Origin of the sequence: Romboutsia timonensis (assembly GCF_900106845.1) — a bacterium.
Lineage (GTDB): Bacteria > Bacillota > Clostridia > Peptostreptococcales > Peptostreptococcaceae > Romboutsia > Romboutsia timonensis.
In genome coordinates, this window is record NZ_LT629849.1 from 225,103 (window position 1) to 246,849 (window position 21,747).

Genomic DNA, 21,747 nt, shown 5'->3' on the forward strand with positions numbered 1-21,747 from the left:
AATGTACCCTATAGAGTAGACAGCTAATAAAAAGGTTTACTCTATAGGGTATTTTTGTATATAATTAAATATAGTAGTCGAACTTTTTTAAGTTCGACTACTATAAAAATAATAAATTTATATCTTTTTCAGTTTTTAACTCAGGCGTTAGCCTTTTGTTAATGTAACCTTTATCACCTATAATAGAAATTGAATTATATTTGTCACATAAATCCCATACTGCATTTCTATCATCAACATTTGCAGGCGTTATAACATAGTCAGTTAAGAAACCATCTATTGTAGTAAGTGCGTGAAACTTAAAGCCAAAATAGGTTTGTTTTTTTGATGGACATACTCCATAAGAGGCTTCGCCTTTAAAACATTTACTGAAATGTGCTCTGCCAAACTCACAAACTGGAATCGGCATACTATCTATAACTCTTATATTATTCGAATAAGATTTAATATACAATGAAATATACTCTCTTATTTCATTAATTACAGAATGTAAATTTCGTTTTGTCCTATTAAATCTAGTTCTATCTCCTAACTTTGGAAATAGTTTTGAATATTCTCTACTCAATAAGCTGAAAAATGCTTTTTCTGAATCTATAGTTAGAAGTTCACCAACTATACTTATAGTTATTATTTCGCTATCGCAAAGTTTGCTATCTTTGATATTACGTCTATTTCTAATACTTATAGGTATGATATCATTATATATATCATCGACTATTGTAAAAATTATAGTAAATAAATCCGTTAAATTTTCTACTTTCTGGATATAATAATTATTAAGCTCCAACATTGTAGTAACCCTCCTTTAGATTGGTGATAATCTTAGGGTACTATATTTGTTGGAGTTTTATTATTGTAAAATTTAACTAGCACAACGGATTAATTTATTTCTATAAAATAAACGAATAAGGTGGTATTTATGGCTGATAATAATACTCATAAATATAAAAAAGATGTTTTAAGATTAGCTACATTTATAGGACAATTAATGCTTAGAAATGGAGCTGAAACTTATAGGGTGGATGACACTGTAAAAAGAATTTGTAGTTCACGAGGATTTACACACATAAATGTATTCATGGCACCTAATACAATTATAGTATCTGATGATAGATTTGATGGATATACATTTATGAAGGTAATAGAAAGTCGATGTATAAATTTAAATAAAATAGATTTATTAAATGATTTTTCTAGAAAATTTGTTAGTCAAACAGATATGTCAATAGACGATGCAATAGAAGAGTTGAAAAATTTAGAAGACAAATCACCTCATACGCAAAGAGCTGTAAATATATGGACAGCAATTGGTTCATCTAGTTTTGCTGTATTAGTCGGAGGAGATAATGCATTAACATTTATGTTAACTCTTATAACATCAGTGATGGCTATGACTACATATAACGAAGTTAAAAAAATAAGTAACATACCTGTTTTTGCTACATTAGTATCATCCATAATTATAGGACTTTGTGGTGTAGGTCTTGTAGAAATTAAAATATTAGACACACCTAAGATGTTGATAGTAGGGTCAATAATGCCTCTTTTACCAGGAGTACCATTTATAAAGGCTATAAGAGATTTAGTATCAGGTGAACTTATGTCAGGAGTAGGACGAGCAATTGATGCAGGAATTATAGCCACAGCTATTGCAGTAGGTGTTGGTATAGCAATGAATATATATGTTAGATTTGGAGGCGTATTATAATGATTTGGATGCCGATGTATATACATGTGATATTTTCATATTTAGCAGCAGTTGGATTTGCAGTATTTCTAAATTCCCCAAAGAAGACACTTTATGTAGCTGGTTCTATAGGCATGATATCATGGGTTATATATGTACTTTTAATGAGAATTAATATTGATATGATGACTTCCAATTTTATAGCAGCATCTATAGCAGCATTATTAAGCGAAATATTAGCAAGGAAGATGAAAAAGCCTACTATATTATTTATAGTACCTGGAATAATAACATTAATACCAGGTCTTGGATTATATAATACAATGTCTTATGTTGTAGAGGAGGATTTTCAATTAGCTTTTACTACGGGTGCTAATGTTCTTTTAGCAAGTGGAGCTATAGCTCTTGGAGTTATTGTTATTTCATCTTTATTTAGGACATATTATAGAAATTTAAGAGAGAAGCTACATATTAATAGAACTTTATAAATTTATTTGTTTTTACATATAAGTAAACTACGATATGGAATTTTTATCTAGGGAAAATTATAAGCTATAGATGTAAAAGTTAATATATCAGTTTATAGTATTTAAAATTTGACATAAAATAGCTATAATTATATAATTACTTTGAAATTAAACTAGTTGTACAAGAGGAGAAAATAATATGGCAAATTTAGATTTCATATACAACCGTAAAAGTGTAAGGCAATTTAAAAATACACCAGTACCAAAAGAAGACATAATTGAACTGTTAAAAGCTGGAACTTATGCACCATCTCCAAAGCATCAGCAAAACTGGCACTTTGTAGTGTTACAAAATAGAGATATAATAAATAAAATGGCTGATATAGTAACTAAAAGTCATGAAAATATAGGCCAACTTGCAAAGAATGAAAAAGACTTTAAAAGACATATGAGCGTAATAAACTACTATACATGTTTTAAACATGCTCCTGTAGTAATAATAGTGTATTCATGTGAGTACAAGATGATAGAATATAAAATATTAAAAGAAAATAATGCTCCACAAGAGGTTCTAGATATATTAGTATCTCCTCAATCTGCAGCACAAGGAATAGGAGCTGCGGTAGAAAATATTTTATTAGCTGCAACTGAAATGGGATATGGAACTTGTTATATGACAGGGCCAACACATGCAAAAAAAGAGATAGAAGAACTTATAGGATTTGAAAAAGAAGGATATGAATTAATGTCTATGATTTCTTTAGGGGTAGCAGAAGATGATACTCCGAAACAACCTCCTCGTAAACCTTTAGAAGAAGTTGTAACATTTATAGATTAAATAATAAAAAGCTTATTAGTCATTTACTAATAAGCTTTTCTTATTATTTAATAAGCTTACTATCTTAAAGGTTTGTCTAGTATATAAAATATAGATATTTAATAAATACTATATGAAAGTATTTATAAGTATAAACAACTCTACGTTTAGTTTATTGAATTGTCTTACAAATTAGTTTAAATTAATATTAAGAGGTGATAAGGATGGATTGTAAAAAAATTGGAAGTTTGATATATGAATTAAGAAAAGATAAGAACATGACTCAAAAGCAAATAGCTGATTTAATGAATATAAGTGATAAAACAATAAGTAAATGGGAAAGAGGTCTAGGATGTCCTGATATTTCTTTACTTCCAGAATTATCACAAATATTAGGTGTAAGTATTGATCAAATATTATCTGGACAAATAAATTTAAACGATTTAGTAGGAGGAAATATGAACAAAATAAAGTTTTATGTATGTCCACAATGTGGGAATTTAATGACAGCTACAGGAAATGCTACAATATCTTGTTGTGGTAAGACGCTAGAACCATTGGTTGCAAAAAAAGCAGAAGAAGGGCATAAGCTTGATATAGAACCAGTAGAAGACGAATTATATGTAACAACTGAACATGAAATGACAAAGGAACATTATATATCTTTTGTTGCATATGTAAAGGGTGATAGAGCTCTTATAACAAAACAATACCCTGAATGGAATATGCAATTTAGATTCCGTAAGTCAGGTCATGGTAAGTTATATTTTTATTGTGTAAATCATGGGTTATTTTATCAAATAGTATAATTGTAAACGATATAAATTTTACGAATTAAAAAGTGCAATAAAATATAAAAATTATTAATAGTATTTATAGTGTAGAAAGTATACCAACAATAAAATGGATACTTTCTATTTTTATATTTATAAAGTAAAAAACTACAGTTGGGGGAACTGTAGTTTTAATATACCTGGGGGAGATAGGTATGTTTTCCGTTCATATTTTAAGTATTATCATTTTTCAAAATAATATACATATTTAAAGAAAATTTACATAAAATAATTTGTTTAATATAAAAATATATACATATAGATTATTTTAATCTATATGTATTAAGCAGATAGCTAATATAGGATAGAGTTAAAAAGTTCATTAAATTTTATAAAGAATAAGTCATTGTAATTATATTATCTTATTTAATATAATATAAATAATAAAATACTAATTAGGAGAGAAAAATGACAACAATAATAGATGCAATAAAAATGTGTGAAGATAAAATAAAGATATATCAAAATGATATTAAAAATATAGAAATAGCAATAGGAAAAAAAACTGAATTTGTAATAATAAATGCATCAAATGATGAAGGAAATGCAAGGTATATCAAAGGTAAAATAAAAGAAGGAGAGAAAGCTGGATTAAAAGTAGAAGTTGTAAAACTTGAAGAACATTGTAATAATGAAGATGTATTAAATATAATAAATAGATGTAATGAAGAAAAAATACCCGTTATACTTCAATTACCAACATTTAAGCATTTAGATACTAAAAAACTTATGGAATCAATAAACTACGATGTAGATGCAGATGGTTTTGCTAGAGAATGGATAGGTGAAATAAATTTAGGAAATGACAAGAAATTAGCACCAGCAACACCTAAAGGAGTAATTTCTTTATTAGAACAATACAATGTAGATATAGAAGGAAAAATAGCTTTAGTTATAGGAAAATCAAATCATGTAGGAAAGCCATTATGTACTATGTTAATGAATAGAGGAGCAACTTTAATAAATGCAAATAGCAAAACTAAAGACTTATCTAGCTTAGTAAAAATGGCTGATATAATAATTTCATGTGTAGGACGTCAAAATCTTATAAAATCAGAAGATATAAAAGAAGATGCAGTTGTTATAGGAGTAGGATTTACTTATGTAAATGGTAAGCAAATTCTAGATTTTGATGTTGATGAAATTGTAGCATTAGGTAAAGCTAAATTTGTTTCAAATAGAATAAATTGTACAGGAAAAGCTACTATAAATTCATTGATAGACAATGTTATAGAGCTATATAAAATGAATTTTGATATAAAGTAATATATTTTGAGTAATGAATATAAACAAATAGGTAGCGAGTGTTATATCGTTAATGAAATTAATGAAGCAAATTTTTAATTCGAATGGAGGTAATTATGAAAAGGACTGATTACATATCTTGGGATGATTATTTTATGGGTATTTCACTATTATCAGGAATGAGAAGTAAGGATCCATCTACTCAGGTTGGAGCATGCATAGTTGATAAAGATAACAGAATCGTATCTATTGGATACAATGGGTTTTTAAATGGTTGTAGTGATGAAGATTTTCCTTGGTCAAGAGAAGGAGAATTTTTAGAAACTAAATATCCATATGTAGTACATGCTGAACAAAATGCAATATTAAATGCCAGAGGAAAGTCTTTAGAGGGTTGTAGGATTTATGTAAATTTATTCCCTTGCCATGATTGTGCAAGAAATATTATTCAATCTGGAATAAAGACAGTATACTATTTAGAAGATAAATATGCAGATACAGATTCTATAAAAGCATCTAAATACATGTTTGAAAAGGCAAAAGTGGAATTAATACAATTAACACCTCAAGTTGACAAAATAGAGATAAACTTTAATAAAAAATAGAAAGTAATTATAAAATAGCCTATATACTAAATTAACAAAAAGTATACAGGCTATTTTTATTCTTCTAAAGAAATAGAAGCTCTATATTTAGATGGACTCATATTTGTATATTTTTTAAACACCATACTATAATAATTTTGATTATTAAAACCAACAGTTATTGCAATATCGAGTAGGTTTAAATCAGTATCTATTAAAAGCTTTTTACTTTTTTCAACTTTGAAGTGATTTAAAAAATATGAAAATGTATTTCCAGTATATTTTTTAAATAAGCTACAAAAATAACTCTTATTGATATCTAAGTAATTACATAATGAGTCAATTGTTATATCTTGACTATAATTTTCATGAACATATTCTATAGCCTTTCTTATGTAAGGATTAAATAATTTATTATTCATATTCTTATCAAATTTATCATCAGCTATATTCAAAATGAGCTTAGACATATAATTAGAACACTCTAAAGAACGATAAGGTATATTATGTGAAGTATTACCAACAGGTTTATTTGATATAGGTCCTAATACAAAGAAGCCTTTGTTTTTATTAAACTTAGAAATACTTACAACCTTATAATAAATGTCTATATTGCTGTCTAAATTGATATCTAAATGACTACCTGAATGATTTATTAAATCTTTTATTTGTTCTAGTGGAAATATTTCTTCAAAATAATCATTGTATCCAATTTTATATATATCATCAAACTCACTTGAAATAGCCTTTACAGGCATATTGCAACATTCATAAAAATCTTTGAGTACTGAAATTATAAAATTCATAAAAACTCCCAAAAATTATTCTAAAAATAAATTTAAGCAAAAAAAATTTAAAAAATGCAAATATACTTAAAACTTTTATGTATAAAAAATATATAATTAACTCGTTAATGAAAATCAATATCATATAATAAATAATATAAAGTATAAAATTTGAAAAGTCAATGATAGATGAAAATTATTATTAATTGATAAAATGGAGGAGAAAAAATGGCTTTAAGAAAAAAAGGTTTAAAAGTGGCGGTTAAAACTATGGCAATAATATCAGTTATAACATCAGGGGGATTAAATAATATTTATGCAGACGGTAGTATAGATAAAAATGTTATAGTAATAGAAAGAACATTAGAAGATAAGGTGTATTCAGTAGCAAATAAAATAGAATATGTAAAAGATGGAGAAATAATAACATCTGGTCATGGATACCAATCTTTAAGAGATGCATTATCAGAAAATACATTAATAGAAGTTAAAAATGGAAAAATATACATAACTCTTGAATTTACAGATTCTCAATACAGTCTTATAGATAATATAAGAATAGCAGTAGATGGGAAAACAACTAATTTTGAAAAATCAAGTAATAGAAAGTATACAGTTGAATTAGCAAGTTTAGATTCAAATATACAATTAAGTTATAATGTTAATATACCAATACCTAATATGCCACCACATGATTTTACTGTAAATGTAAAGTTAGCAGAGACACCAGAGCTTGAAACAAAAAATAATGCACCAGTAATAAATGTAACAGATTCATCAATATATGTAGGAGATGAATTTGATGTTTTAAGTGGAGCGACAAGTGGAGTAGCTACAGATAAGGAAGATGGAGATTTAACATCAAAAATAGAAGTTGTTGGTAATGTAGATACAACTAAGGCTGGAAAGTATACAGTTACATATAAAGTTACAGATTCACAAGGGTCTACTACAACTAAAACTATAACAGTAACAGTTTTAGAAAAAGAAGCAGTAAGTGGAGATAAATTAGAAGATGGTAAATATAAAATAAAGAATACAACTACTTACTCAGGAAATAGTTCAATGGGATCAAGTATGGTAAGAAATTCTTTAAAAGAAACATCTTACATAGAAGTAAAAGATGGAAAGATGTATGCAACATTAGAATTTGCATCAGATTTATACAAGACTATGGAAAATATTAAGATATCTGTTGATGGAGCAAATGTAGCTATAACAGAAGATAAAAATAATGCTAAGGTTACATTTGAAGTTAACTCAGTGGACTCAAAGATAGGTGTATCATCATATATAACAGCTATGGGAATGAATATAAACTATACTGTTGGATTAGAAACGTCAACTATTGAAAAAATATCATCTTCTTCAACAGAAGGAACAACAAGTGGAACAACAAATGGTACAACATCAGGAAGTTCATTATCAACAAGTGGAAGTACATCATCTTCAGATACTACAACAGAAAGTACAGTTAAAAAAGGAAAACTATATACTATAAAAAATACAGTAAATCATGAAAGTCAAACTGGGAAAGATATGGCTAGAAAATACTTAAATTCTACATCTAAAGTTGAGGAAATAGATGGACAAAAATATGTAACATTAACATTTACAGGATCAGAATTTATGAAAAATCATGTTATATATGTAAATGGAAGCAAAGTATCTCATAAGGTAACAGCTAAATCAGGAGATAGCATAAGCTTAAGATTTAAGGTATCTAGTTTAAGTGATACAATAAAAGTTGGAATGTATGTAGTACCAATGTCTAGAAATATAGAATTTACAGTTAAATTATTAGAAGATACGTTAACATTTGTAAAAGATTATGAAGTATCAAGTGATGGAACATCAACTCTTCCACAAACTGGATCAGCGATAGACGGAACAATGGCTATGGGTGTAGGAACTTCATTAATGGCATTAGGTACATTATTAAATAGAAGAAAAAGAAAGTAAGTAAAAATAGCGCTAGGGGGTATACTCCTAGTGCTTTTGTGTATTAGGAAACATAAATTATACAAATATATTTATAAACTCTAAATATAGAATAAGAACAAGATTATAAAAAACTGTAGAATATATATGAAGTTGAAAATCAATATCGATAAAAATCATAAAGGATGGTATTATGAATAAAAAGAATATTATAAAATTTATACTAGATATAGCTATGGCTGTATTATTCATAACTTTTTTTAATAAAAACTTGATAAGTTTTAAATTTCATATAATAGGTGGGTATGTATTTGCAGCATTTATATTAGTGCATATGATTTTAAACAAAAAATGGATAATAAATATAAGTAAGAGATTATTTGATAAAAAATTAAAATTAAGAGTAAAAATATCATATATACTAAGTTTATTCTTATTTATAAGTATTTTTTCAATAATAGCAAGTGGGGTACTTATGATGAAAGCAACAACTTATGATAGAGTAATGTTTTGGAAGATGCTTCATTTTGGAGCTTCATACCTATCAATAGCTTTAATCGGTATGCATATAGGGCTTTATTGGAATTTTATAATGAATATGTTTAAAAAAATATTTAAGATAAAAGAAAGTAATAGTATATCTAAGATTTTAGTAAATTCTGTTGTTATAATAGTACTAATATTGGGTATATATACTACATATAGAACAGAATACTTTACAAAGGTTACAAATACATTAACATATGTTGCTCAACATATAAAACCACAAGATATAGAAGCTCCAGAAGGAAATGGATACGAAAAAGAACATCTTACATTTACAGATTTATCAATAACATATGGATCAATAATATCTATATTTGCAATATCTACTTATTATAGTGATGTTGCAATAAAAGAGTATAATAAATCAAAGTTAACAAAAAAAGATAATAAAAAAATAGTAGAAGAAGCATAGATAAAAATGTAGGTATGAATTAATTCATATCTACATTTTTATTTGAAAACAATAATATCTAAATTTAAATAAAAACTCTATTATACTTACTAATTTATAAAAATGAAATAGATTTTTATAAATTAAAATATAAAAAATATTGTCAAAAGTATTGACAAAAAAATAAAATTTTAGCGTTTAAAAAATGCTTGATAGTCCACTATATATAGTATACAATAACTGATGTGATACTACATATGGTGCTTAAGGATTGAAAAAATGATTCACATATAGTAAGAAAAGTCAATAGGATTTTGTGAAATAAAAGTAAGATTTTGTTAAAAATATTATTTTTATTTTACAAAATTTTAGGGATAATAAAGTGTTAAAAGGAGTATTTTTATGGTCAAGAACTTAAATATAATAAAAAGAGATGGAAGTATTGTTAAATTTAATAAATGTAAAATAGAGGATGCAATACTTAAAGCTATGAAATATGGAAGCGGAATATATGAAGAAGAAATAGCTAAAAAAATAGCAGATGAAATAGAAATAAGTTGTTTTGAAAAAGAAAATTCTCCAACTGTATATCAAGTTGAGAACATGGTATACAACAAATTAATAGAATATAAGCATGAGTTAACAGCAAAAGCTTATGAAGGATACAGAGCAGTACAATCATTTAAAAGAGAAGTAAATACTACGGATGACAGTATAATAGGTCTTTTAAATAAAACTAATGAAGAAGTAATAAATGAAAATTCTAATAAGAATGGTATATTAGCCTCAACACAAAGAGACTTGATAGCAGGTGAAGTGTCTAAAGATATATCGAGAAGAAAGATAATACCAGCTCATATAGTTCATGCTCACGATGAGGGTGTACTTCATTATCACGATATGGATTATGCAATGCAATCAATTCACAATTGTATGCTTATAAACTTAGAAGATATGCTTCAAAATGGAACGGTAATAAATAATAAATTAGTTGAGTCACCAAAGTCATTTAGTACAGCTTGTACTATAGTTACTCAAATAATAGCTCAAATAGCTAGTGGTCAATATGGTGGAAATACTATAACAATTAGACATATAGCACCATTTTTAAGAGTTTCTTATAATAAGTATTTCAATAAATATAAAGAAAAGTATTCTGAAGAAATGGCACATGAACTGGCAGAAGATAGAATGTTAGAAGAATTAAAGTCTGGTATACAGACTATAAGATATCAATTATCAACTCTTCATACAAGTAATGGTCAATCACCATTTTCTACTATATATTTAGAAATTGAAGAAGGTCATGAATATGAAAGAGAAATGGCTTTAATATGTGAAGAAATGATAAATCAAAGATTAGAAGGAATGAAAAATCACAAAGGTCAACAAATAGGAGAAGAATTCCCTAAACTTGTATATCTGTTAGATGAGCATAACTGCTTAGAAGGTGGTAAGTATGATTATATTACAAAGCTAGCAGCTAAGTGTAATACAAAAAGATTAGTTCCTGATTACCAAAGTGCTAAAATAATGAGAAGGAATTATGAAGGAAGTACTTTCCCACCAATGGGTTGTAGAAGTCATCTTTCTCCATGGAAGGATGAAAATGGTAATCATAAATGGTATGGTAGATTTAATCAAGGAGTTATTAGTCTTAACTTAGTTCAAGTAGCTTTAACTGCTAATAAAGATATGGACAAGTTCTGGGAAATTTTAGATGAAAGATTAGAACTTTGTAAAGAAGCCTTAATGGTTAGACATAACCTATTATTAGGAACAACATCAGATGTATCTCCAATACATTGGCAACATGGAGGAATAGCAAGACTTAAAAAAGGTGAAAAAATAGATTCATTATTAAAAGATGGATATTCAACTCTTTCATTAGGATATGTAGGGGTATATGAAATGACTCAAGCAATGCTTGGAGTATCTCATACAACTAAAGAAGGAGAAGAGTTTGCTCTAAAAGTAATGCATCACTTAAATAATACATGTCAAAAATGGAAAAAAGAAACAGGTCTTGGATTTGGATTATATGGTACTCCGGGAGAAAGTTTAACTTCAAGATTCTGTAGAATAGATAAACAAAAGTTTGGAGAAATAAAAAATGTAACAGATAGAATGTATTATACAAATTCATATCATGTTCACGTAACAGAGGAAATAGATGCATTCTCTAAATTACAATTTGAGTCTCAATTCCATGATATAAGTTTAGGTGGATGTATAAGTTATGTTGAAGTACCAGATATGAGTAAAAACTTAACTGCAGTAGAACAAATAATAAATTATATTTACCATAATATACAGTATGCTGAAATAAACACTAAGCCAGATGTATGTTTTAAGTGTGGATATGAAGGTGAAATATTATTAGACAATGACTTAGAGTGGTATTGTCCAAATTGTGGTAACAGAGAAAAAGAAGAAATGCAAGTTATGAGAAGAACTTGTGGATATATAGGATCTAATATGTGGGGTAAAGGCCGTACGCAAGAAATTGGACAAAGAGTTCTACATTTATAAGATTGGAAGTGATTATATGAGGTTTTCTAAGATAAAAGATAATGATATAGCAAATGGTGTTGGTATAACAATGTCACTATGGACACAAGGTTGTCCACATCATTGTAAAGGATGTTTTAATGTTGAAACATGGGATTTTAACGGTGGAAAAGAATTTACAAATAGTGATTTAAAGTACATCTTAGATAATATGAATAAAAACAACATAAAAAGAAACTTAGCTATATTAGGAGGAGAGCCTCTTTGCCCTCAAAATGTTAAAGGTGTTATAGAACTTTGTAAACAATTTAAGAAAGTTTACCCAGAAAAAATGATATACTTATGGACTGGATATGTAGTTGAGGATTTTGATTATACTCAAATGGAGATATTCAAGTATGTAGATGTACTAGTGGATGGAAAATTTGAAGAGGATAAGAAAAATTTATCTATTATGTTGAGAGGTTCTTCTAATCAAAGGGTTATAGATGTAAATAAGTCGTTAAATAACCATGATATAGTAATGTATGAGGTGGGATAAAGGAGAAATTGATATGATAATGAACGTGAAAAAAATAAATAAAGATGCTGTAATACCAATGTTTGCTCATCCAACAGATAGTGGATTTGACTTATTCACATGTGAAGATATAACTGTATTAGGCGGAAAAAAAGGAATAGCTAAAACAGGATTAATATTTGAAATACCACAAGGGTGGGGTATACAAATAAAAAATAAGTCTGGAATAACTGTAAAGGGTGTTCCAACAACTTCGGGAGCTAATGCGGATATAACAGTATTTGAAGGTACTGTTGATATGGATTATAGAGGTGAACTTGGTATAATGTTTAAAAATGAAGAAGACTTCGAAATAACTATACCAAAACACACTAAATTAGCTCAAGGAGTTTTAAGAAGAGTTTATAACTGTACTTTTGTAGAAGTTAATGAAGTAAATGATACTGTTAGAGGCGAAGGTGGATTTGGTTCTACAGGGACAACTATTAATACAAAGTAATCAGATTTTGCTATACATAAAAGAGGCTATCTCATAATATGGGATTGTCTCTTTTTTACGTACAAGGAAATTATGATATGAAATTTTTTTGGATAACTTATAAATATAAATAATATCAATAACTTCAGAAACGTAAAAAATAATATTTTGAAATGCTTCGCCCACGCAGTGGCTCAAGCAACGGATGTGACCGAAGCGGTAGCGAGTGTCATATCGTTGGCGATATGAGCGTAGCGAATTTTTGATTAGGTAATATAAATTATAGCTTAATAAAAAATAGATATTTTGGTAATATAGATAAAGACTAAAATGTTAAATTTTAATAAAAATACAAGGATGGTAATAGATGAATAAAAAATTTGAAGACTTCAATTTAGATAAATATATAATAAAAGCTTTGTATAATTTAAACTATAAAACACCTTCTAAGGTACAGGAGGAAGTTATACCTAGGTTATTGAAAAAAGAGGATGTTATAGTAAAATCTAAGACAGGAAGTGGTAAAACTGCAAGTTTTGGAATTCCAATATGTGAGAATATAGATATAGAAAATAATAACGTACAAGCTCTTATAGTAGTACCTACTAGAGAGTTAGCACTTCAAGTTAAGGATGAAATTTCTAATATAGGAAGGTTAAAAAAGATACGATGTAGTGCAATATTTGGTAAACAACCTATAAAGGAACAAATAAGAGAACTAAAACAAAGAGTGCATATTGTAGTTGCTACACCAGGTAGAATAATTGACCATATAGGAAGAAATACAATAAACTTAGATGATATTAAGTATTTTATAATAGATGAAGCTGATAAGATGCTTAATAAAGGGTTTATAGAAGATATGGAATTTATATTAAATAAGATACCTAAAAATAGTGCAAAAGGATTATTTTCTGCAACTATAGATGATGATATACAATACATATGTGATAAATACCTTAAAGTATCTAATATATTAGATATAAAATATAATGAATTATTTGATAAGAAGCAAATAATTGAAAATAAAATAAAATCATTTGAAAATGACAAATATAAAAATTTAAAGAGTATAATTTATATGGAGAATCCAACATCTTTAATAATATTCTGTAATACAAAAGATAAAGTTAAAAAGTTGTATGAAAATATGAAAAAAGATGGATTTTTAGTTGAAGAACTTCATGGAGATATGTCTCAAGATAAAAGAATATTTGTGATTAAGGACTTTAAAAATAATAAGTTTAATATACTTATAAGTACAGATGTGGCTGCTAGGGGTATACATATTGATGATATATCTTTAGTAATAAACTATGATGTTCCACGAGATAAAGAAAATTATATTCATAGAATTGGTAGAACTGGTAGAAAAGATAGCTATGGAAAAGCAATAACTATTTTTACTGATAAAGATGATAAATATATTAACGAAATAGAAGCATACCTTGGATATGAAATAAAAGTTCTTGAAGAGTTAAAAATAGACGATATAGCTAAAGGAAAAATAAAGTTTGAAAAGAAATCCAAGGAAGTTTTGAAAAATAGAAAAAATAAAATAATAGAGAAAAATATTCATAGTGAAGTAACGAAAATATATATAAATGCAGGAAAGAAAAAGAAAATAAGAGTTATCGATATAGTTGGAGCTTTTAGTAATTTACCAGGTATAAATAATGAGGATATAGGTGTTGTTGAAGTTCAAGACTTATGTTCATATGTAGATATACTTAACTATAAAGGTGAGGAATTAGTAAAAAAATATAAAGAAATAAGTATAAAGAAAAAAATGGTCAAGTTAAGAAAAGATAGACAAAGTTAATAAATGGTTTTAGAGAAATATATGACGAATTTAAAAAACTACTTATAATAATATATCATTTTAATCAATAAAACCAATAAACTTATGAGGGATTAGAAGATATGAATTTATAAGGTTAGATAAAAAATAATATATTGTATGCAAATAAGTTGACAGGAGGAACTGAAGTGCATACAATATATTATAAATATTATAAATATTTAGAAAATTAAGAAAAGAAAGGGTGGGGAAAAGATGAGAAATAAGAGTAAAGATATTGCTGTTACAGGATTTGCACTATTTTCAATGTTCTTTGGTGCAGGAAATTTATTATTTCCTCCATACTTAGGTCTTGTATCTGGTCAAAGTTGGATAGTGTCCCTTATCGGATTTGTATTAGCTGATGTAGGGTTAGCTTTATTAGTTATGGCAGCATCTGCAAAATGCTCAGGAGACTTAGATAAAGTATTAAACAGAGTAGGAAAAAATACTTCGAAATTAATAGGGATAGCAGCAGTATTATGTATAGGTCCACTACTTGCAATTCCAAGAACAGCAGCTACTACATTTGAAATGGGTATAACACCTATTTTAGGTGAGATGAATATAACAGCATCTGTAATTTTTTCTATAATATTCTTTGGTTTAACACTAGCATTAACAATAAGACCATCTAAGGTTGTAGATATAATAGGTAAGGTGCTAACACCAACATTATTAATAGTTTTAGCAATATTAATTGTAAAAGGAATAATAACTCCGATTGGAGATTTAAACCCTGAAGCTATGATAGAAAATAATCCGTTTCAAGAAGGGATTTCACAAGGGTATTTAACTATGGGTGCATTAGGAGCAGCAGCTCTTGCAACAGTTATAATTACATCTATACATGAAAAAGGATATATAAACTCAAGAGATAAAGTTAAGTTAACTATGAAAGCTGGCATAGTAGCAGGGATAGCTTTAACGTTAGTTTATGGAGGTCTTACATATTTAGGAGCAACACTATCTAATCTTCCAGGAGATCCATATGGAGTAAATACACCACAGGCATCTTTAATGGTAGTTATAACAAATGGATTATTTGGATATCCAGGTAAAATAGTTCTTTGTGCTATAGTTTCACTAGCTTGTTTAACTACAGCTATAGGATTAACTTCAGCAACAGGAAAGTATTTTTCAAGTATAACTAATGGAAAATTAAAATATGAAATAACTGTAATAGTAGTATGTGTATTTAGTGCAATAGTATCTAATTTTGGAGTTGGAACTATAATAAAATTTTCAGGTCCAATATTAGAAATAGTTTATCCTGTACTTATGGTACTAGTAATAATGACATTGGTATCTGAAAATATTAAAAATGATAATGCATTTAAGGGTGCAGCATTAGCAACGTTTGTTGTAAGTTTATTGAGTGTAGCTAATAGTCTTTGGCAAGTTGCACCTTTTACTACAAAGCTTCCACTTGCAACATTTGGATTTAACTGGATAATACCAGCTATAGTAGGTGCTTTAATTGGAAGTTGTATAAAAAATTCAGCAAGATCTAGTATGTATGAAATTGAATAATATAATATTTTTAGCTGTAGATAATATCTACAGCTTTTTCTATAAAGAAATAGTATAGTTAATTAAGGTTGTTTGTAAAAATTTTATTTACTAAGTCAAAATTTGTTTAAAGTAGCACTTAAAAAGATATATATTTATAGAGTAAAATATATTTTTTTAAGTAATATAAGAATGAATTATGTATTTAAAATGTAATGTAGTATTATATATCGTAGATAAACTCTATAATATATACGTTCTAATAATAATTCTACATTATAAAATACTTTTATTATCTATGGCACTTTTAAATAATATAAATTAATAACTTTACTTAATTAAGTATTTAATTAAAACATATATATAAATAGCAAATGAAAGGAGAAAAGTTATGATTAAAGAATTTATAAAGTACTATAAGCCGTATAAAAAGTTATTTATGCTAGATATGTTAGCAGCATTTACAGTGGCTTTATGTGATTTAGTATATCCTCTGATAACTAGGAGTATAATGAATGATGTTGTTCCTAATAAAGACCTTAGGATGTTAATTGTTTTTGCTATAACATTATTAGTTATATTTATAATAAAGGCAGGACTAAATTACTTTATGCAATATTGGGGTCATGTTGTTGGTGTAAGGATGCAAGGTGATATGAGGAGTTATGTATTTACACATCTTCAAAAGTTACCTAATTCATATTTTAACAACAATAAAACTGGTGTAATAATGTCTAGAATAATAAATGACCTTATGGAAGTATCAGAACTTGCGCACCATGGACCTGAAGATTTATTTATATCTATAGTAATGTTTTTAGGTTCATTCTTTATTTTAATAGGTATAAATGTAGAGCTTACACTAATTGTATTTACAATATTACCTATAATAGTTATCTATGCAATAAGTCAAAGGAAAAGAATGAATAAAGCATTTAAGGAAACTAGAGTGAAAACAGGAGATGTAAATGCTACATTAGAAAATAGTATAGCTGGTATGAAAGTTACAAAATCATTTTGTACTGAAAAAGAGGAATTAGAAAAGTTTAATGAATCTAATCAAATATTTAAAAAAGCTAGAGAAGGAGCCTATAAGGTAATGGCACAATACTTCTCTGGAATGTTCTTACTTATAGATATATTAGAATTAATAGTTTTAATTGTAGCAGGATACTTTACATATATGGGCTATATAACTATAGGTGATTTTACTGCATATCTACTATATGTAAAGATGTTTATACAACCACTTAGAAAATTAATAAACTTTACCGAGCAATATCAAAATGGAATGACTGGATTTGAAAGATTTATGGAAATAATAAATGAAGAAACTGAGAAAGAACCAGAAAATCCAATAGAGCTAGAAAATATAAAAGGAAATATAGAAATAGAGAATATATCATTTACTTATGAAGATGACAATGAAGTATTTAAAAATCTTAGTCTATCTATAGAAGCAGGAAAAACTGTAGCACTAGTAGGTCCATCTGGTGGAGGAAAAACTACATTATGTAATATGATACCAAGATTTTTTGATTTTGATAGTGGAGATATAAAAATTGATGGAATAAGTATTAAAGATGTAAGTTTAAAATCACTTAGAGAAAATATAGGTGTTGTAGCTCAAGATGTTTTCTTATTTACAGGAACTATAAAAGAAAATATAACTATAGGTAAAACTGATGCAAGTGATGAAGAGATAATTGATGCTTGTAAAAAAGCTAGAATACATGATTTTATAATGACTCTTCCTGATAAATATAATACATATATAGGAGAAAGAGGAGTTAAGTTATCTGGAGGTCAAAAACAAAGGGTTTCTATAGCTAGGATATTTTTAAAAAATCCTCCAATTATGATACTAGATGAGGCTACATCAGCATTAGATAATGTGACAGAAAATGAAATACAAAAATCATTAGAGGAATTAGGTAAAAATAGAACTAATTTAGTTGTTGCGCATAGGTTATCTACAATAAAGAATGCAGATGAAATAATAGTTTTAACTGAAAATGGTATAGAAGAGAGAGGAACTCATCAAGAACTTGTAGAAAAGAATGGAATTTATTCTAAGCTTAATAAAAAGTAGAAAAAATAAGAAAGCTGGTTATCGCATTGCGAAATCCAGCTTTTTTATTTTACGCATAGATAAATGGGCTATTTAAATAATACTTCATTATAAAATTTAAATATTAAATTTATTCTATATTTTCGCCGAAACTCTCACTTATAAGTCTAGTATAGCTAATGGATTTAGCAATTCTATCTAATATTTCATCTTTGTTACTTATAATAATGTCTGTTCTAGCATTCCAAAGCTTGTCAAATAAGTCAGTACACATACCCTTAAACTCATTATCACTAATTATAAAGTAATAATTTTTACCAGATTCAGGATAAACCTTTGTAAATTTTAAGTTTCTTGATAGATATAGTGAAGGATTTTCTTTATTTTTAAAATCGTCAACCAAATCACCATCAACAAGTCTTATTTCCACATCATTTGATTCATTAAGGATTTTTTCCATATATTCTATATGTCTTTCTCTTTCCTTAAATGTAAGAGTTACTGGAGTATTGAAAAAGTGTAGTTTTCCAGATGACATATATTTTCTAAGCTCTGATTCATGAATAAGAACTTTTAGTTTTGATTTATAGGTTACATTGTGAAGGAATAAGTTAATCTTCTTTAGTTCATTAATTATTTTTTGGTTATGACCAAATAATCTTTCTGCAATTTCCATAAATAAATCTGGTGGCATAAAGAATTCATTAATAGAACCTAGTAAACATCTTAAATCATTATTCATTATATATTGTATATAAGTTTGGTCTTCAATCATTGAAGAAGCCTCTTTTCTATAGAATAAAAGATTTCCTTTATTCTTTAGTGTATATTTTATATTAGAATAAAATTCTTCAACTAAGCGTCTATCCTTTGAGTTTGTACTAAATAAACATTCACCTTCTTCAAAGAATATATTTGTAGATAAGAATTTATCCTTTATAGCAAAGGCTACAGTATTTGATTTAACCTTACAATTATAAATTTTAAAGTTTAAACATGGATAACTAGCGATTAAATTAATACCAAGTAATGTATTTATAACATCATCTTCATTATCATCTCCACCAAAGCCTATTAAAAAGCTAATTTTTACATTTGTTTTTTTACTTATTCTATGTAAAATCTCCTTTAAGTCAGACAAAGTTATTTTATCCTTATGGTTTAGATACATTAAGCTTAAAGAAACTAATATTTCTAAAGAGTCTTCTTTATCTGCCATATTATTTAACTCATTAAAAAATGTATTGTAAATAATGTTAGGTTTTACCATAGAGAAGCTATTATAATATTCTTCAGAATGTGTACTTTTTGGTAAATTTTGAACAGATTTATTATTTATATTAACTGTGTCAATATAAACTTCTTTTAACATAGTTTCAATAAATTCACCAATGAACTCTTCACTGCTATCAGCTGGTATTTCAAAGTAATCAATTAAATTAATTAAACTTGATTCATCTAAAGAGTCAAGTATGAAATCTGAGATATTTTTACATATTTCATTTATTCGTTTTGAGCTAGGTAAATATGTAGATAGTATCCATTTATTAATATAAGATACATCATATCCTATAAATTTTGCTAAACTACTTTTCTTTTGATTTGAAATATATAGTAATTTTTCTATTAAGTTTCCGAATGTTATATTTTTCAACTTTGATGTCCTCCTAAGAAATACATATTTTCTTTGTAGTATCTAATAAGATATATATTATACCATTTTATTATAAAAATTATAATAAGTTAATTAGCACTTTAAGTTGGAATATTAAGAATAATTATAAAAATATACAAATTTAAATTACTTAAAAGGAAAAAAGGAATTCCTGATTTCTTTAAAATGCTCTATTCTTCTCAGAAATGAATGGATAAAGTATGTTATTATTAATTTAACAAATTGAAAAAGTGTTTTCATAAGAAAAAAGGTAAGAAAATATAAGAAAAAGCAAAAAAAATATAAAAAAATTAAGTAATGAGTAGGAAAAATAGGAAATTAATTTTACTCATAATAGAAAATAATAAATGACATTAAATTAATAGGAGGAGATTTTTTAATGAATGATTCAACAATTAATAAAAATAAAAAAATAACTACAGGATGGTTAATAGTAATAGCTTGTATGCTTGTACAAGCTATACCAAATGGAATAGTAGTAAATACACAAGCATTATATATGTATCCAGTAATGGAAGCTAAAGGATTTACACTATCTCAATTTTCATTAATATTCACAATAGGTACAATAGTTCCAGCGGTAATTGGACCATTTATAGGTAGTATGTATGGTAAATTAAATACAAAAATGTTATATCTATCAGGAGGTATATTATTATCTGGAGGATTTATGACATTCTCAATAGCAGATAAATTATGGCAATTTTATGCAATTGCAGCTATAGCTCAAATAGGTTCTAGTATAGTATCTGGTATAGGTATACCGATGTTACTAAACTCTTGGTTTGATGAAACTATAAAAGGTAAAGCTATGGGGATGGCATATGCAGGTGGATCTATAGGGAATATATTCTTACAACAATTAGTTACGAGAACTATAAGTTCAAGTGGTTATTCTCACTCATACTTTATATTTGGGTTAGTTGGATTAGCAGCAATAATTCCAATAGCATTATTTATGATAAGAATGCCAAAAAATGAAAGTGAAAAAGTTAGAGGTAAAGGTCAAGAAAAAGAAGAAAATACAACTTCAATAGACGTATCATATACATTAAAAGAAGCTCAAAAAAATAAATACTTCTGGATAATGGGTATAGGATTATTATTCGTAGGTATATATGTATCGGCTTACTCAATACAATATGCAGCGTATTTCCAAGGTGAATTACAATTATCATCATCTACGATAGCTACAACAGGTTCATTATTTGCTATGGCATCATTATTAGGAAGTATGGTTGGTGGTATATTATTTGATAAATTAGGTATATTAAAAACTTTATCAATAGCAGCTATAGCAGTAATAGGATCAGGAGTTGCATTATTAATGGCTGGAAGCTCGCCGTTATTCGCACATGCACACTCAGTTTTAAAAGGTATAGCGACGTTTATTTATATGATGGGACCAGCTTATATGGTAGGTTCGTTCTTTGGTAATAAAGAATATGGGCAAATACTTGGTTTAGTTAATTTAAACTTTGCAATAGGATTTTGTAGTGGATCAGCATTATTTGGAGTATTTGCTGAAAACTTTGGATATAATGCAACTTGGATAGGAATACTAGTATGTGTAGTTATAGCATATATATCACTTACAATTGCAGCTAAAGGTATGACCAAGGTAAATAAAGAAAGAACAAAACAATTAGATGAAAACTCAGTTAAAATAGCTTAATATAAAGGCTGTCTATTAATTAGACAGCTTTTTTAATATATAATTTTAGAATCATACAAATGGAAACTTTGATATGACCTATCCATGTAGTTCCTTAAATATCGGATGTGACCGAAGTAAATTTTTATATTTAAAGCAAAGTTATATTTATTAAAATATATATGTTTAA

The 21,747-nt window shown here is 27.0% G+C and carries 17 protein-coding genes and 1 pseudogene; 15 read left to right on the plus strand and 3 right to left on the minus strand.

Annotated elements, in window-relative coordinates; genetic code table 11:
• Positions 1-103: 103 nt before the first annotated feature.
• Positions 104-790, minus strand: a pseudogene (locus BN7997_RS02235) (IS982 family transposase); the annotation flags it as partial.
• Between the two features lie 129 nt (positions 791-919).
• Between BN7997_RS02235 and BN7997_RS02240 the strand changes: the two are divergent.
• The 6 genes from BN7997_RS02240 (at position 920) to BN7997_RS02265 (ending at position 5,654) form a co-directional block, all read left to right on the plus strand.
• Positions 920-1,708 (plus strand): threonine/serine exporter family protein, encoded by a 789-nt coding sequence (locus BN7997_RS02240; protein WP_071119260.1) that lies wholly within the window; start codon positions 920-922, stop codon positions 1,706-1,708.
• Complete coding sequence (locus BN7997_RS02245) at positions 1,708-2,175, plus strand: threonine/serine exporter family protein (protein WP_071119261.1); 468 nt, start codon at positions 1,708-1,710, stop codon at positions 2,173-2,175. Before BN7997_RS02240 ends, BN7997_RS02245 begins: the two co-directional genes overlap by 1 nt.
• 178 nt (positions 2,176-2,353) lie before the next feature.
• Positions 2,354-2,992: a nitroreductase family protein gene (locus BN7997_RS02250; protein ID WP_071119262.1), complete on the plus strand. Its 639-nt coding sequence runs from the start codon at positions 2,354-2,356 to the stop codon at positions 2,990-2,992.
• Between the two features lie 203 nt (positions 2,993-3,195).
• Entirely contained in the window at positions 3,196-3,780 is a 585-nt protein-coding gene (locus tag BN7997_RS02255; RefSeq protein WP_071119263.1) for a helix-turn-helix domain-containing protein, read from the plus strand.
• A gap of 432 nt (positions 3,781-4,212) precedes the next feature.
• On the plus strand, positions 4,213-5,070 hold the full coding sequence (locus tag BN7997_RS02260) for a bifunctional 5,10-methylenetetrahydrofolate dehydrogenase/5,10-methenyltetrahydrofolate cyclohydrolase (RefSeq protein WP_071119264.1): 858 nt from the start codon (positions 4,213-4,215) through the stop codon (positions 5,068-5,070).
• A 95-nt stretch (positions 5,071-5,165) separates the two neighbouring features.
• Positions 5,166-5,654: a deoxycytidylate deaminase gene (locus BN7997_RS02265; RefSeq protein WP_071119265.1), complete on the plus strand. Its 489-nt coding sequence runs from the start codon at positions 5,166-5,168 to the stop codon at positions 5,652-5,654.
• Between the two features lie 56 nt (positions 5,655-5,710).
• On the opposite strand, the gene BN7997_RS02270 is transcribed toward BN7997_RS02265, so the two are convergent.
• Positions 5,711-6,439, minus strand: a complete 729-nt coding sequence (locus tag BN7997_RS02270; protein ID WP_071119266.1) for a helix-turn-helix transcriptional regulator — start codon at positions 6,437-6,439, stop codon at positions 5,711-5,713.
• Between the two features lie 207 nt (positions 6,440-6,646).
• Here BN7997_RS02270 and BN7997_RS02275 point away from each other — a divergent pair, with 207 nt between their 5' ends.
• From BN7997_RS02275 to BN7997_RS02310, 8 genes are all read left to right on the plus strand, one after another.
• Positions 6,647-8,380, plus strand: a complete 1,734-nt coding sequence (locus BN7997_RS02275; protein ID WP_071119267.1) for an NEAT domain-containing protein — start codon at positions 6,647-6,649, stop codon at positions 8,378-8,380.
• Between the two features lie 172 nt (positions 8,381-8,552).
• Positions 8,553-9,317 carry a DUF4405 domain-containing protein gene (locus BN7997_RS02280; protein WP_071119268.1) on the plus strand — a complete coding sequence of 255 codons (765 nt, stop codon included), beginning with the start codon at positions 8,553-8,555 and terminating at the stop codon, positions 9,315-9,317.
• Between the two features lie 381 nt (positions 9,318-9,698).
• Positions 9,699-11,828, plus strand: coding sequence for an anaerobic ribonucleoside-triphosphate reductase (gene nrdD / locus BN7997_RS02285; RefSeq protein ID WP_071119269.1), 2,130 nt, complete (start codon positions 9,699-9,701; stop codon positions 11,826-11,828).
• A 16-nt stretch (positions 11,829-11,844) separates the two neighbouring features.
• On the plus strand, positions 11,845-12,348 hold the full coding sequence (gene nrdG / locus BN7997_RS02290) for an anaerobic ribonucleoside-triphosphate reductase activating protein (protein WP_071119270.1): 504 nt from the start codon (positions 11,845-11,847) through the stop codon (positions 12,346-12,348).
• A 13-nt stretch (positions 12,349-12,361) separates the two neighbouring features.
• The gene (dut, locus tag BN7997_RS02295; protein ID WP_071119271.1) at positions 12,362-12,826 is read left to right on the plus strand and encodes a dUTP diphosphatase; all 465 of its coding nucleotides are present in this window, start codon (positions 12,362-12,364) and stop codon (positions 12,824-12,826) included.
• A 346-nt stretch (positions 12,827-13,172) separates the two neighbouring features.
• Positions 13,173-14,627: a DEAD/DEAH box helicase gene (locus BN7997_RS02300; protein WP_071119272.1), complete on the plus strand. Its 1,455-nt coding sequence runs from the start codon at positions 13,173-13,175 to the stop codon at positions 14,625-14,627.
• Positions 14,628-14,861: 234 nt separating this feature from the next.
• Positions 14,862-16,178: a branched-chain amino acid transport system II carrier protein gene (gene brnQ / locus BN7997_RS02305; RefSeq protein ID WP_071119273.1), complete on the plus strand. Its 1,317-nt coding sequence runs from the start codon at positions 14,862-14,864 to the stop codon at positions 16,176-16,178.
• A gap of 370 nt (positions 16,179-16,548) precedes the next feature.
• Positions 16,549-18,249 (plus strand): ABC transporter ATP-binding protein, encoded by a 1,701-nt coding sequence (locus tag BN7997_RS02310; protein ID WP_071119274.1) that lies wholly within the window; start codon positions 16,549-16,551, stop codon positions 18,247-18,249.
• Positions 18,250-18,358: 109 nt separating this feature from the next.
• Here BN7997_RS02310 and BN7997_RS02315 read toward each other — a convergent pair whose 3' ends face one another.
• Positions 18,359-19,882, minus strand: coding sequence for a myosin/kinesin family protein (locus BN7997_RS02315; protein ID WP_071119275.1), 1,524 nt, complete (start codon positions 19,880-19,882; stop codon positions 18,359-18,361).
• A 400-nt stretch (positions 19,883-20,282) separates the two neighbouring features.
• Between BN7997_RS02315 and BN7997_RS02320 the strand changes: the two genes are divergently transcribed.
• Positions 20,283-21,578 (plus strand): conjugated bile salt MFS transporter, encoded by a 1,296-nt coding sequence (locus BN7997_RS02320; protein WP_071119276.1) that lies wholly within the window; start codon positions 20,283-20,285, stop codon positions 21,576-21,578.
• The last annotated feature ends 169 nt before the right edge of the window (positions 21,579-21,747 follow it).

What these genes read in the sequence shown, in the direction of transcription:
- BN7997_RS02240 (WP_071119260.1), top strand. Translation starts at nt 920, where the DNA reads ATGGCTGATAATAATACTCATAAATATAAAAAAGATGTTTTAAGATTA.
- BN7997_RS02245 (WP_071119261.1), top strand. Translation starts at nt 1,708, where the DNA reads ATGATTTGGATGCCGATGTATATACATGTGATATTTTCATATTTAGCA.
- BN7997_RS02250 (WP_071119262.1), top strand. Translation starts at nt 2,354, where the DNA reads ATGGCAAATTTAGATTTCATATACAACCGTAAAAGTGTAAGGCAATTT.
- BN7997_RS02255 (WP_071119263.1), top strand. Translation starts at nt 3,196, where the DNA reads ATGGATTGTAAAAAAATTGGAAGTTTGATATATGAATTAAGAAAAGAT.
- BN7997_RS02260 (WP_071119264.1), top strand. Translation starts at nt 4,213, where the DNA reads ATGACAACAATAATAGATGCAATAAAAATGTGTGAAGATAAAATAAAG.
- BN7997_RS02265 (WP_071119265.1), top strand. Translation starts at nt 5,166, where the DNA reads ATGAAAAGGACTGATTACATATCTTGGGATGATTATTTTATGGGTATT.
- BN7997_RS02270 (WP_071119266.1), bottom strand. Translation starts at nt 6,439, where the DNA reads ATGAATTTTATAATTTCAGTACTCAAAGATTTTTATGAATGTTGCAAT.
- BN7997_RS02275 (WP_071119267.1), top strand. Translation starts at nt 6,647, where the DNA reads ATGGCTTTAAGAAAAAAAGGTTTAAAAGTGGCGGTTAAAACTATGGCA.
- BN7997_RS02280 (WP_071119268.1), top strand. Translation starts at nt 8,553, where the DNA reads ATGAATAAAAAGAATATTATAAAATTTATACTAGATATAGCTATGGCT.
- nrdD (WP_071119269.1), top strand. Translation starts at nt 9,699, where the DNA reads ATGGTCAAGAACTTAAATATAATAAAAAGAGATGGAAGTATTGTTAAA.
- nrdG (WP_071119270.1), top strand. Translation starts at nt 11,845, where the DNA reads ATGAGGTTTTCTAAGATAAAAGATAATGATATAGCAAATGGTGTTGGT.
- dut (WP_071119271.1), top strand. Translation starts at nt 12,362, where the DNA reads ATGATAATGAACGTGAAAAAAATAAATAAAGATGCTGTAATACCAATG.
- BN7997_RS02300 (WP_071119272.1), top strand. Translation starts at nt 13,173, where the DNA reads ATGAATAAAAAATTTGAAGACTTCAATTTAGATAAATATATAATAAAA.
- brnQ (WP_071119273.1), top strand. Translation starts at nt 14,862, where the DNA reads ATGAGAAATAAGAGTAAAGATATTGCTGTTACAGGATTTGCACTATTT.
- BN7997_RS02310 (WP_071119274.1), top strand. Translation starts at nt 16,549, where the DNA reads ATGATTAAAGAATTTATAAAGTACTATAAGCCGTATAAAAAGTTATTT.
- BN7997_RS02320 (WP_071119276.1), top strand. Translation starts at nt 20,283, where the DNA reads ATGAATGATTCAACAATTAATAAAAATAAAAAAATAACTACAGGATGG.